The organism is Microcoleus sp. w1-18aA5 (assembly GCF_036701705.1).
In the GTDB taxonomy this organism is placed as follows: Bacteria; Cyanobacteriota; Cyanobacteriia; order Cyanobacteriales; family Microcoleaceae; genus Microcoleus.
Genome location: NZ_JAUPTE010000024.1, coordinates 23,835 through 37,513, shown reverse-complemented (window position 1 = coordinate 37,513; position 13,679 = coordinate 23,835). Strand labels below are relative to the sequence as shown.

The following is a 13,679-nucleotide window of genomic DNA, read 5'->3' as shown; positions in this document are numbered from 1 at the left end:
TCCTAATATTATGTTACTAACCATCTCTACAACTCGCGTCCCTGCTACAGATTTGGGTTATTTGCTGCACAAACATCCCGATCGCCATCAATCCTTTCCGATGACTTTCGGGCAAGCCAGCGTGTTTTATCCAGAGGCAAATGCAGAAAGGTGCACGGCGGCTTTACTGTTAGATGTCGATCCGGTTGGTTTGGTGCGGGGCAAGTCGAAATCGGGCGATCGCCCCCTCGAACAATACGTGAACGATCGCCCCTACGTTGCCTCTTCGTTTCTGTCTGTCGCCCTCGCCAAAGTCTTTAGTACAGCTCTATCCGGTCGCTGCAAAGACCGCCCAGAACTCGCAGAAACAGCTATTCCTTTGACAGTTAATCTGTCGGTTTTGCCCTGTCGCGGTGGCGAGAAGTTCCTGCGGCAAATGTTTGAGCCGCTGGGCTATCAAGTCGCAGCAAAACCCCTGATTCTTGACGAGCAATTTCCCGAGTGGGGCGCGAGTCCTTACTTTTCTGTAGAACTGCAAAATACAGTTCGTTTGGCGGATTTGTTAAGCCATCTTTACGTGATAATTCCCGTGTTGGATGACGACAAACATTATTGGGTGGGCGATGAGGAAATCGAGAAGTTATTGCGTCACGGCGAAGGTTGGTTGAACGCGCATCCCGCCCGCGAACAAATTGCCAACCGCTATCTGAAACGCCAGCGCCGTTTGACGCGAATTGCTGTGGCACAGTTAGGAGAAGAAGATAATATTTACCCTGATGAGCTCGAAGTTTCTCATCAGCAAGAAGAGGAAGTTTTAGAACAGCGAATTAGCTTGAATCAAGAGCGTTTGGAAGCTGTGACGGAGGTTTTAAAGGAAAGTGGTGCTAAGCGAGTGGTAGATTTGGGCTGCGGTGAGGGAAAACTGCTGAAATTGCTTTTGAAAGAAAGCTCGATCGAACAAATTACAGGCGTCGATGTGTCCTATCGCGCATTGGAAATTGCCAGGGAACGTTTGCAAATCGATCGGTTGTCTCCCGCACAACAATCTCGGATTCAACTAATTCAAAGTTCGCTGATTTATCGGGACAGCCGCTTGACTGGTTTTGATGCGGCGACGGTAATTGAAGTGATCGAACATCTGGATTTAGAACGGTTAGCTGCTTTTGAGCGGGTTTTGTTTGAATTTATCCGACCCAAAAGTGCGATCGTCACAACTCCAAATATTGAATATAACGTTAGGTTTGAAAACTTGCCTGCGGGCAAATTTCGCCACCGCGATCACCGTTTTGAGTGGACGCGCGCAGAGTTTCAGACTTGGGCGAATGGGGTTGCTGAACGGTTTGGTTTTGGGGTGGAGTTTCGCTCCGTTGGATCGGAGGATTTGGAAGTGGGTTCGCCTACGCAAATGGCAGTATTCGGTCAGTGAAAATAATACCCACGGTCTGTTTGTGCTTACAATATAGTTAAACTTGGAAAAATGCAGGCTTCCGCTATGAGTAAATCTATTCAAACCCAGATCGTTACAATTGACAATTCTCAGGGCATTCGCATTCCCAAATCTTTGTTAGATCAAATTGGTATTAGCGAAGCAGTAGAAATCGAAGTTCACGGCGATCGGATCGTCATTCGTGCAGCCCAAAAACCGCGTGCCGGCTGGGAGGAAGCGTTCGCAAAAATGGCACAGCAACATGATGATGTCCTTCTTGATGATGTCACCACTACGGAGTGGGAGAAGCTTGAGTGGCAATGGTAGTCAAACGTTTTGATGTTTTTAACTGGTTCCCAGGCACAGCCCATTGCTGACAACTTAAGACTAAAACCCATAATAAATTTCGCTTTTAGTCGAAGGCTCGATCCCCCTAAATCCCCCTTAGTAAGGGGAGTAGGGGTTGACTTTGAGAAATACTCTTGTCCCCCCCCTTATTAAGGGGGGTTAGGGGGGATCGATACTTCGATACAAACAAGAGAGACGCTCGGTTTTACGCTAACTTTTCACGCCTTGGGCAGAGCCTAGTAACGAGTAAAAATCTATACTATTAAACAATGAAAATTACGCTTCCAGAACTATCCCTAGTCGTTCTCATCGGTGCATCCGGTTCCGGCAAATCCACCTTTGCGCTGCAGCATTTCCTACCTACAGAAATCATTTCATCGGATTACTGCCGCGGTCTGGTTTCCGACGACGAAAACAATCAAGCGGCCACCGCTGATGCTTTTGAAGTATTGCATTTAATCGCTGCTAAACGTCTGGCCGCAGGTAAGTTAACTGTAATTGATGCCACCAACGTTCAGCCGGAAAGTCGCAAATCATTGTTGGAATTAGCCCGAAAATATCATTGCTTTTTGGTTGCTATTGTGCTAGATTTACCAGAAAAATTGTGTGCCGATCGCAATCAACAACGTGCAAACCGCAATTTTGGAAATCATGTAATTCGCCGCCACGTTCAGAATTTAAAGCGATCGCTCAAATCTCTAGATAGGGAAGGATTTGGGTACGTTTACGTCCTCCGTTCTCCAGAGGAAATCGACGCGGTGGAAGTCGAGAGACAACCTTTATGGAACAACCGCAAACACGATCGTGGCCCTTTTGATATTATCGGCGACGTTCACGGCTGCTGCGACGAATTAGAGCAATTGCTGCAACAGTTGGGCTATCAAATTATCGAAAAATCCAGCGAATCCGATTTGGGGAATTTTCCCACCTACGCGCACCCGGAGGGCCGTAAAGCCGTGTTTTTGGGAGATTTGGTCGATCGGGGCCCGCGCATTCTCGACACCCTCAAACTCGTGCGAAACATGGTACTCGCAGAAACAGCTTTGTGCGTACCTGGAAATCACGACATCAAACTGCTGCGAAAACTCAACGGCAAAAATGTCAAAATCAACCACGGACTCGAACAAACCTTAGCAGAAATTGCCGCTTTACCCGATGAATTGCGCGAATCAGCAGTACGAGAAATTCGCCAATTTTTAGATAGTTTGATTGGGCATTACGTCCTCGATGGCGGAAAATTAGTCGTCGCCCACGCCGGGATGAAAGCTGAATTTCAGGGACGCGCATCGCGCCGCATTCGAGATTTCGCCTTGTACGGAGAAACAACTGGCGAAATCGATGAATTCGGCTTGCCCGTCCGCTACAATTGGGCCGCCGAATATCGAGGTCAGGCAGCGGTTGTTTACGGACACACCCCCGTTCCAGAAACAGAATGGTTGAACAATACTGTTGATATTGACACTGGCTGCGTTTTCGGAGGCAAACTAACAGCTTTGCGGTATCCCGAAAGAGAATTTGTCAGCGTTCCTGCTGCTAGAATTTACTGCGAACCTGCCAAACCCATCCTCTTTCAAGACAGCCCAACTCCACTTAAAAATACAGACATTAATTCACCCGTTATCAATAGCGGTTTGGCGGCAGGGAATATCACCGCCCAACAGCAGTTTGATGACGTACTGGACATTAGCGACGTACTCGGAAAACGGATTATTTCCACTCGCCTGCAAAGTAACATTACGATTAAAGAAGAAAATGCGATCGCAGCCCTAGAAGTAATGAGTCGGTTTGCCGCCAATCCCAAATGGCTGATTTATTTACCGCCCACAATGTCTCCCGCTGCTACCTCCAACGAACCTGGACTTTTAGAATATCCAGCCGAAGCATTTAGCTACTACCAACAGCAGGGCATATCGACAGTTGTGTGCGAAGAAAAGCACATGGGTTCCCGTGCAGTTGTGATTGTTTGCCCCGACGCATCGGCAGCTTTACGCCGCTTTGGCATTCTCAGCGAGAGTATCGGCATTTGCTACACCCGCACGGGACGGCATTTTTTCGATAATTCTACCTTAGAAAGAGAATTTTTAGCGCGGGTAAATGTCGCTCTCACTGCCAGCAATTTTTGGGAGAAATTTCAAACCGATTGGGTGTGTTTGGACTGCGAATTAATGCCTTGGTCAGCCAAAGCTCAAGGTTTATTGAAAGAGCAATACGCCGCCGTGGGAACAGCATCTCGTCACGGGTTTGCGGAGGCGATTAAGAACTTAGAACAGGCAAACCAGCGGGGAGTTGAAATTAATTCTTTGCTAACCAGCTACCAAGAACGAGCCGAACTAGCCGATCGCTATGTTTGTGCCTACCAGCGCTACTGCTGGCCAGTGAAATCGCTCTCCGACCTCAAATTAGCACCTTTCCACATCTTGGCAACCGAGGGAACTGTTCACACTGAGAAAAATCACTGTTGGCACATGGAACAGATTTCACAAATTTGTAAATGTGACCCGGAATTCCTGTTAGCTACTGAATACAAAATAGTTAAAATTGCAGATTTTGACAGCCAATTGGCGGGGATTCAATGGTGGGAAAAACTGACGGCGGCGGGAGGCGAAGGAATGGTTGTTAAACCAATGGATTTTATTGTGAAAAATAGCAAAGGACTCGTACAGCCTGCGATAAAATGTCGCGGTAAAGAGTATTTGCGAATTATTTATGGTCTGGAATATTCTTTGCCGGAACATTTAGAAAAATTGCGATCGCGCGGACTTTCCGGCAAGCGTTCTTTGGCGTTGCGAGAGTTTGCTCTCGGTATAGAAGCATTGGAGCGATTTGTTGCGGGTGCTCCTTTGAGACAAGTTCACGAGTGCGTTTTCGGAGTTTTAGCGATGGAGAGCGAACCTGTCGATCCGAGGCTGTAATCGGAAGGTAGAAAGCAGGCGAAAATCTCGATTTGACAGTAATCTGGCAGGGGTTTAAACCCCTGCCTCAAAGCTAAATTTGTCTGAAGATAGTTTAACAAATTATTAGGAAAACAACCAATTACCAATTACCAATTATTACTGTATTTTACTAACTCATAACTTAGGTAATTGGCACAGGTTGGGCGACTGCGGCAAATAAGGTGCGCCATTTACACCCTACTTTAATTCCACGAATCGGCGGCTTAACATCAGGTTTTTAACCCTAATTGCCTCCTATTTGTAACCTCTATTTTTTTCCGACCAAATGCGGGTTGGTAGTCCCCAAACATAGACAAATCCTTCGGCAGCTTTGTGATCGAATTCGTCCTCTGCGCCGTAAGTTGCTAAGTCGAAACTGTACAGAGAATTGTCAGATTTGCGGCCGACAATAGTCGCATTTCCTTTGAACAGTTTGAGCCGCACGGTTCCAGTTACTCGCTTTTGCGTGTCCTGAATAAATGCGTCTAAAGCGGTTTTCAAAGGATTGTACCAAAGGCCGTTGTAAATCATTTGGCTGTAGGTTTCTTCGATGCCTCGCTTGTACCGCGTTACATCTGCTGTCAAGGTCAAACTTTCTAAGTCTCGGTGCGCGTGCATCAAAACTAAAATCGCTGGTGTTTCGTAAATTTCCCGCGATTTAATACCTACAAGGCGGTTTTCAATCATGTCAATCCGGCCGACTCCGTGGTTCCCAACTATTTCATTTAGCTGGGAAATTAAGGCGACTGGTGATAATTTTTTGCCGTTTAAACTGACAGGATTGCCGCAATCGAAACCGATTTCTATGTATTCGGGTGTGTCGGGAGTTTGTTCGATCGCCTTTGTCATCAAATAAACTTCCTCTGGCGGTTCCGCCCAAGGATCTTCCAGGATTCCGGCTTCAATTGCCATTCCTAATAAGTTGCGATCGATACTGTAAGGGGAAGACTTTTTCACTGGCGACGGAATGCCGCATCTCTCGCCGTATGCGATCGTTTCCTCGCGGCTCATTTTCCACTCCCGCGCTGGTGCTAAGATTTTAATCTTGGGGTTGAGCGCGCCGATCGACACATCGAACCGTACCTGATCGTTTCCTTTACCTGTGCAACCGTGGGCGATCGCATCTGCACCGTATTTTTCCGCAGCTTCTACTAACAATTTAGCAATCAGCGGGCGAGCCAGGGCAGTCGAAAGGGGATAACGGTTTTCGTAAAGTGCGTTAGCTTGAATCGCTGGAAACGCATAATCTTTGACAAATTCTTCGGTAGCATCAATAACTAAAGATTCCGAAGCACCGGATGCTAAAGCTTTTTTGCGGATCGGTTCTAATTCGTCTCCCTGTCCCAAATCAGCAGCCAGAGTAATTACCTCTTCCACACCCCACTCATTTTTGAGGTAAGGAATGCAGACGGAAGTATCGACTCCGCCCGAATATGCTAGCACAACTTTTTTAGCGCGACTCATTGCTCTTTACATCCTGAATTTAACTGACATCTTGCACCATTGTCACTAAGCTTTTCAGGGCGGGCAAGATGCCCACCCCACAAAAAAATATCATTTTTGTGGAACAGGCATCTTGCCTGTTCTTGAGAATGGTGCAAGATATCCGATTTAACCGACTTTTCATTATGCACCTAATTGAGATCGATTCTTGTCAGAAATAGTACAGATTTATATATTCTTTTTTTGCTAAACTTGGCTATTTACCAGGGGAGTTGCTGGGGAAAATCTGCTACCGTGGGATACGGTAACTGTGGCGATGAGGAAAAACCGTGTTTTTTAGTGTTGTGATTCCGACGTATAATCGTAAACCGATTTTGGCAAAATGTCTACTGGCTTTGGAAAATCAGCAGTTCGGTGAGATTGTCAGAGAGTATGAAGTAATTGTGGTGGACGACGGATCGACGGACGGGACGCTGGAGTGGTTGGCGGCAAATGCTGACTTGTTGCCTCATGTGCGATCGATCTGTCAATCTCACCAGGGCCCGGCGGCGGCCCGGAATTTGGGCGTTGAAGATGCTAAGGGCGATACGATTATTTTTATTGACAGCGATTTGGTGGTAACAGAGCATTTTTTGCAAGCACACGCCGATGCTTTACTACAGGGTTACAAAGATACTGATGCTGTTTTTACTTACGGCAGCGTGATCAATACTTGCAATTTTGAGAATCCTACCTCAGAACCTTACAAAATCACCGATTTTTCGGCGGCTTATTTTGCTACGGGAAATGTGGCAATCGCCCGCCACTGGCTGCTGGCTGCTGGACTGTTTGACAATCGCTTTCAACTGTACGGATGGGAAGATTTAGAGTTGGGAGTTAGGTTAAAACAATTAGGTTTGAAACTCATTAAATGTCCGGCTGCTGTCGGCTATCACTGGCATCCACCTTTTAGTTTAGAGCAAATTCCGGGCATGATTGACCGAGAAATTCAGCGCGGTAGAATGGGAGTTTTGTTTTATCAAAAACACCCAAGTTGGGAAGTAAGGATGATGATTCAAATGACTTTTCTGCACCAAATCCTATGGGGAGTTTTATCATTAGGTGGGATGCTGAACGAACGAACGATGACTCCTTTTTTGCAGTGGTTGATTGACCAAGGCAAACCGCAGTTAGCTCTAGAAATTGCTCGGATTTTTCTGAATTGGTATAACGTGAAAGCCGTGTACGCCGCTTGCGGGGAATTGCAGACCGAGACAAAGATACCATAAATCGGCCCGACAGCGCAAATAAAATATAAGATATTGTAGGAGTATTTCAGGGCCCATTGGTGTCAACTTAAGCTCAAATGTAGTAAAAGCCTACTGTTTGACAATTATGCCTACACTGCCCTAGCGCTGCTAAAGAAGGGGGATTTAGGGAACTCAAGACTTGGATACAAACCAGAAAAACAAATAATTTTAGTCTTAAGTTGACACCCATGTTCCGGCCTGTTTGAATTAACCTTTCCAGTGAGGATATCTACTGAAAAAAAAGCCACAAGATAAAGGCAGGCAAAACTGGTTGATAGAAATTGTACCAGCTTTACCTTTAATCAAAATTGCTTGCTTAGCCTGTGATTTGAGCAATATAGGCTGTTTTCTCACTCGGCTCCGATCGTTTTATCTACCAACATTTTCCAACGCTCATTACTTTTGATATAATGACAGATAATTTAGGAGCGTGCTATAAAGCCAATAGTTGTGCTGGTTGATCTGAGAGTGTTACCTAAAAGTGGTTAATGATTTTGAAAATATTCCCACATATACAACTTGAATAGTGTGAGGGTTTGCTATGAATACAACTGACAATAAAAATCCAAGACTAGAAACACTTAGACTTCAAAACGCTGCCTTACAAGAAAATATTTTAATGGTGGACGACCATCCAGAAAGCTTGCGGCTTTTATCCCAGCTTTTGTCTAAGCGGGGATATAAAGTGCGGCCGACACGAGATGTCAAATTGGCTCTTAACTTTGCTCTGTCGAGTCCACCAGATTTGATTTTGCTGGACATCATGATGCCCGGTATGGATGGCTATCAAGTCTGCGAACAGCTAAAAGCTTGTCCGCAAACCAAAGATATTCCTGTGATTTTTATTAGCTCTTTAAATGAAGTTTTTGATAAAGTCAAAGCTTTTTCGGTGGGCGGGGCCGACTACATTAGTAAACCATTTCAAACAGAAGAAGTGGTGAGCCGCGTCGAAAATCAACTGCTTCTGAGCCGTCTTTATAAACAAATTTTAGCACAAAATGCGCGGCTGCAAGCAGAAATAGAAGAACGCAAACGGATCGAAGCAGAACTCCGAGACAGCCAACGCTGGCTATCGGCAGTAATTCAAACACATCCTAATCTTTTGTACGTTTCCGATTTGATAGAACAGCGAACTCTGTATATCAACCGCGAAATCTATAGCGATATTGGCTACACCCTTGAAGAAATCCAGAAGATGGCAGGAGGATTTCTTCCTAACTTAATACACCCTGACGATTTACCAGGATTCTCAGAACATCTGAGCAAAATTGACGCAGCAAAAGACGGGGAAAGCTTTGAGTTTGAGTACCGAATTCAGCACAAAAATGGTGAATATCGCTGGTTTGTTAGCGTGGATACAGTGTTTGCCAGAACAGCAGACGACAAACCTTGGAAAATTTTGGGGACGGCTACTGAAATAAGCGATCGCAAACAAGCAGAACTAGAACTTAAAACAGCTTTAGCTGCTTTGGAACGGCAAATAAAACAAAAATTTCTGCTAGAAACAATTACTCTCGAAATTCGCTACAGCTTAAATCAAGAGCAAATCTTTCAAACAGCGACTGCTCAAATAGGTCGAATTTTTAATGCCGATTGCTGCTTGATTCACACCTATACAGAAGACCCTGTTCCCAGAATTTATAATGTCGCTGAGTACAGAAAAACAGCCTCTCAATCGCTTTTAGATTTAGAAATTCCCATACAGGGCAATCCTCACGTTGAGTTTTTATTATCCCAAGATCAAGCTGTAGTTTCTGACGATGTTTTTTCCGAAACCCTGCTAGAAAATGTCCGAGATTGGTGCTGTCAAATAGGTTTGAAGTCGATGATATCCATCCGCACTTCCTATCAGGGAAAAGCTAACGGAATGATATGCTTACATCAGTACGATCGCCCCCGCCACTGGACGCAGGATGAGATCAGATTATTGAGCGCTGTGGCGGCACAGATGGGAATTGCGATCGCTCAAGCAAATCTTCTGGAACAAGATAAACAACAGCGGCTTAAACTTCAACAAAGCGAAGCTAGTCTAGCAGCAGCCCAGAAAATTGCCCATATCGGCAGTTGGGAATTTGATTTAGTCACCAATAGAATTACTTGGTCAGAAGAAGTATTCCGCATTTTTGGTCTTGACTCAAGTGCAACTGAACCGACATCTGCCAAACTTTTAAAGATGTGTCATCCCGACGACAGAGAATTATTTCAACAAACCGTCAGCCTGACTATCTCACAAGGCATTGCCTACAAAAGAGAGTTCCGATTTTTGTATCCTAGCGGTCAAATTATATACGTCGAAGGAAGGGGAGAAGCTGTTTTTAGCGAAACTGGGGAAGTAATAAAACTGTTGGGAACAGTGATGGATATTAGCGATCGCAAAAAAGCCGAAGCAGCTTTGCTTCTTAGCGAAGAACGTTTTTATCTGGCATTTGAAGGCAGTGCTACGGGATTGTGGGATTGGAATTTGACCACGGGAGAAGTCTATTTTAATCCGCGGTGGAAAACGATGCTGGGATATGAAGTAGAGGAGGTAGAAAATAGTTTCGCCACCTGGGAGAAACTGGTACATCCAGAGGATGTTCCTCCGGCTAAAGCAGCGCTAAATGCTCACCTGGAAGGCAAAAGTCCTACTTACGAAGTGGAATTTAGGATGCTGACAAAATCCGGCGAGTGGAAGTGGATTTTAGCTCAAGCGAAGGTGATGGAACACGACGCTTCGGCAAATCCTTTGCGGATGACGGGCACGCATATCGATATTAGCGATCGCAAACAAGCCGAAGCAGATTTGCAATTTAGCGAACAGCGAGAACGAGAAAAAGCGAAACAGTTAGAAAAAACTCTGGCAGACTTACAAAAAGCTCAATCTCAGCTTATTCAAGCAGAAAAAATGTCAAGTATCGGGCAAATGGTAGCGGGAGTAGCCCACGAAATTAATAACCCCATCAGCTTCATCTACGGCAATATTATTCCCGCCGCACAGTACGCTCGCGATTTGGTAAAATTGATCAATCTCTACCAGCAACACTATCCCGAACCAGTTGCCGAAATTGAGGAAGAATTGGCAGAAGTCGAAGTAGATTTTATTGCTGAGGATTTTCCGAGAATGCTGGCTTCCATGCAAGAAGGTGCTAACCGAATTAAGCAGATAGTGCTGTCTTTACGAAATTTTTCGAGACTGGACGAAACAGCTCGCAAAGTAATAGATATTCATGAAGGGATAGAGAGCACTTTGGTGATTTTGCAGCACCGATTTCAGCCACAGGTAAAACGTGGGGAAATTCAAGTTATTAAAAATTACGGGGAACTGCCCAAAGTCGAGTGTTATCCGGCTCAATTAAACCAAGTATTTATGAATTTGCTGATGAATGCGATCGACGCTATGGAAGAGTCATCAGCAAATTGTACTTGCAAAGTTAATCAGATTCGCATTGTTACTGAAGTCAGCAGCGAAAATCAAGTGTGTGTGCGAATCTCTGACACCGGGCCCGGTATCCGTCCCGAAATTCAGTCAAGGATGTTTGACCCATTTTTTACTACCAAACCGATCGGCACCGGCACTGGTTTGGGGTTGTCGATTAGTTACCAAATTGTGAAAGACACCCACGGCGGTAAGTTGGAGTGTCATTCAGAAGTTGGCCGGGGAACAGAATTTGCGCTCCAACTGCCGATTTCGCAAAAGTTGAAAGTTAAAACTTAGGATAAGCTGTTAAATCAGGGGCGGTAAATTAACCATAATTTTTGTAGGGGCCAGTTCACCAACCATCTATAATATCAGCCAGAGATGAGCCTAAACCCACCCCGACCGTCAGATGGGGGGGGAATTCAACGGATATTATATGAATCGTCTATCAGAACCTATTTTAGAGTGCGTCATAACCTGACATTTTCTCCCGTATTTGCTGCGAACGGTCTGTCATTTAGTTTAATCTTATCTTAAACATGATATAATAAAGAGTTACCCTTTTGAGACTCCAGACGTTGCGCTGCTAAAATTAGTAGTGAATATTACAGTTGCTATTATACAAACTCTGTCAACATACGTCTGCTGTAGCGTCTACCACATTTTAACTGAATTATGACTGACTCAATTCGCTTCCTCATGTGTGCTCCCGACCACTACGATGTGGATTACGTGATTAATCCGTGGATGGAGGGAAATGTCCACAAATCATCGCGCGATCGCGCCGTCGAACAGTGGGAAAAACTTTACCACGTCCTCAAAGAAAACGCCGTGGTAGACCTCGTACCGCCCGCAAAAGGCTGGCCGGATATGGTTTTCACCGCCAACGCAGGCTTACTTTTAGGCAATACCTTCGTCCTCAGCCGTTTCTATCACAAAGAACGCCAAGGCGAAGAACCCTATTTCAAAGCATGGTTTGAAAGCAAAGGTTTCACCGTGCACGAACTCCCGAAAGACTTGCCGTTTGAGGGCGCTGGCGATGCTTTACTCGATCGCGAAGGACGCTGGTTGTGGGCCGGATACGGCTTCCGTTCCGAACTCGACTCGCACCCGTTACTAGCAAAATGGCTCAACATAGAAGTGCTTTCGCTGCGTTTAGTTGACGAACGTTTCTATCACCTAGACACCTGTTTTTGTCCTCTGACAGGCGGCTATTTGCTCTACTATCCAGCAGCATTTGACTCCTACTCCAACCGCTTAATTGAAATGCGAGTTGCGCCGGAAAAACGCATTGCCATTGAAGAAGCAGATGCCGCCAATTTTGCCTGCAATGCGGTCAATATTGACAAAGTTGTGGTAATGAACAAGGTTAGCGAAGCCTTGAAAACGCGCATTACTAAGGCCGGTTTTCAAGTAATTGAAACGCCGATGAGCGAATTTCTGAAAGCGGGCGGCGCCTGTAAGTGTTTGACGCTGCGGGTAACGGAACCGGTGCAAGAAGATCGATCGGCAAACGTGATGGTAGAAAGCCGCACAATTCGCATGGACGGTCACTTGCTAGATGCTGGTTTAATCAGTCGCGCTTTGGACTTAATTGTCGATCTCGGTGGCAGTTTCCAAGTGCTCAATTTCAATCTAGGAGAGCAGCGGCAAAGCACATCATCTGCCGACGTTAAAGTTTCGGCTCCTTCCCACGATGTGATGGAAGAAATGATGGGAATGCTGATTGACTTGGGTGCAGTGCCGCCACCACAAGAGATTTGCGACGCTATTTTAGAACCCGTAGTCCAAGATGGTGTCGGACCAGACGACTTTTATGTGAGTACAATTTATCCCACGGAAGTGCGGGTAAATGGTCAGTGGGTGAAAGCGCAAAATCAGCGGATGGATGGTGCTGTTGCTATTACTGAAACTGCTGATGGCCCAGTGGCTAAATGCAAATTATTGCGCGACTTAAAAGTAGGTGAAAAAGTCGTTGTAGATGTAGTGGGTATCCGCACCATCCGCAAAACAGAATCCCGGGAACAGCGCAATTCTCAAGAATTCAGCTTTATGTCCGGCAGCGTTTCTAGCGAGCGCCGTGTAGAATTGGTGGTGGAACAAGTAGCGTGGGAATTGCGCCAAATTCGCGATCGCGGTGGCAAAGTTGTAGTTACCGCAGGGCCTGTTGTTATTCACACCGGCGGTGGCGAACATTTAGCGCATTTGATTCGCGAAGGTTACGTGCAAGCGCTGTTAGGTGGAAATGCGATCGCAGTTCACGACATGGAACAATCGAATATGGGAACCTCTTTAGGGGTTGACATGAAACGCGGTGTTGCTGTGCGGGGTGGACACCGCCATCACTTGAAAATAATTAACAGTGTGCGACGTTACGGGAGTATTGCAAAAGCTGTTGAAGCAGGCTTGGTTACTAACGGTGTGATGTACGAGTGCGTGAAGCATAATATACCGTTCTCTCTTGCCGGTTCGATCCGTGATGACGGGCCACTTCCTGACACACAAATGGATTTAGTTAAGGCTCAAGAAGAATATACTGAGCTGTTACGCGGTGCGGATATGGTGTTAATGCTGTCGTCTATGCTGCACTCAATTGGTGTGGGAAATATGACGCCGGCTGGTGTGAAGATGGTCTGTGTGGACATTAATCCGGCGGTGGTGACGAAATTGAGTGATCGGGGTTCGATCGAGTCTATTGGAGTTGTTACCGATGTGGGATTGTTCCTAAGTTTGTTGGTTAATCAATTGGATAAATTGACCAGCCGCCATCATGTAGCTCAATCTGTTTAGATTTAGCTAGTCTACTCGTTACCAGGCTCTTCCTGGTAACGCAGATGCGGAGGCTGTGGAATTAAGAGATTTAA

General features: G+C 45.7%; 7 protein-coding genes. 6 read left to right on the top strand and 1 reads right to left on the bottom strand.

Annotated features, from left to right (window positions below):
* Positions 1-10 precede the first annotated feature (10 nt).
* The 3 genes from Q5691_RS11385 to Q5691_RS11375 all read left to right on the top strand — a co-directional run bounded on the left by Q5691_RS11385 (position 11) and on the right by Q5691_RS11375 (position 4,665).
* Positions 11-1,405 carry a 3' terminal RNA ribose 2'-O-methyltransferase Hen1 gene (locus Q5691_RS11385; protein WP_333344898.1) on the top strand — a complete coding sequence of 465 codons (1,395 nt, stop codon included), beginning with the start codon at positions 11-13 and terminating at the stop codon, positions 1,403-1,405.
* 66 nt (positions 1,406-1,471) lie between these two features.
* On the top strand, positions 1,472-1,732 hold the full coding sequence (locus tag Q5691_RS11380) for an AbrB/MazE/SpoVT family DNA-binding domain-containing protein (RefSeq protein WP_333311465.1): 261 nt from the start codon (positions 1,472-1,474) through the stop codon (positions 1,730-1,732).
* A gap of 290 nt (positions 1,733-2,022) precedes the next feature.
* Positions 2,023-4,665, top strand: a complete 2,643-nt coding sequence (locus tag Q5691_RS11375; protein ID WP_333344896.1) for a polynucleotide kinase-phosphatase — start codon at positions 2,023-2,025, stop codon at positions 4,663-4,665.
* Positions 4,666-4,941: 276 nt separating this feature from the next.
* Here Q5691_RS11375 and Q5691_RS11370 read toward each other — a convergent pair whose 3' ends face one another.
* The gene (locus Q5691_RS11370; RefSeq protein WP_333344894.1) at positions 4,942-6,150 is read right to left on the bottom strand and encodes an argininosuccinate synthase; all 1,209 of its coding nucleotides are present in this window, start codon (positions 6,148-6,150) and stop codon (positions 4,942-4,944) included.
* 308 nt (positions 6,151-6,458) lie between these two features.
* On the opposite strand from Q5691_RS11370, the gene Q5691_RS11365 reads away from it, so the two are divergent.
* The 3 genes from Q5691_RS11365 (at position 6,459) to argZ (ending at position 13,605) form a co-directional block, all read left to right on the top strand.
* Positions 6,459-7,397, top strand: coding sequence for a glycosyltransferase (locus Q5691_RS11365; RefSeq protein ID WP_333213393.1), 939 nt, complete (start codon positions 6,459-6,461; stop codon positions 7,395-7,397).
* 562 nt (positions 7,398-7,959) lie between these two features.
* Positions 7,960-11,112, top strand: a complete 3,153-nt coding sequence (locus Q5691_RS11360) for a PAS domain-containing protein (RefSeq protein WP_333344892.1) — start codon at positions 7,960-7,962, stop codon at positions 11,110-11,112.
* Positions 11,113-11,490: 378 nt separating this feature from the next.
* Entirely contained in the window at positions 11,491-13,605 is a 2,115-nt protein-coding gene (gene argZ / locus Q5691_RS11355) for a bifunctional arginine dihydrolase/ornithine cyclodeaminase (RefSeq protein ID WP_333213395.1), read from the top strand.
* Positions 13,606-13,679: the final 74 nt, after the last annotated feature.

Excerpts from the sequence above, each read along its gene's own strand:
- Q5691_RS11385 (WP_333344898.1), top strand. The coding sequence starts at position 11 with ATGTTACTAACCATCTCTACAACTCGCGTCCCTGCTACAGATTTGGGT.
- Q5691_RS11380 (WP_333311465.1), top strand. The coding sequence starts at position 1,472 with ATGAGTAAATCTATTCAAACCCAGATCGTTACAATTGACAATTCTCAG.
- Q5691_RS11375 (WP_333344896.1), top strand. The coding sequence starts at position 2,023 with ATGAAAATTACGCTTCCAGAACTATCCCTAGTCGTTCTCATCGGTGCA.
- Q5691_RS11370 (WP_333344894.1), bottom strand. The coding sequence starts at position 6,150 with ATGAGTCGCGCTAAAAAAGTTGTGCTAGCATATTCGGGCGGAGTCGAT.
- Q5691_RS11360 (WP_333344892.1), top strand. The coding sequence starts at position 7,960 with ATGAATACAACTGACAATAAAAATCCAAGACTAGAAACACTTAGACTT.
- argZ (WP_333213395.1), top strand. The coding sequence starts at position 11,491 with ATGACTGACTCAATTCGCTTCCTCATGTGTGCTCCCGACCACTACGAT.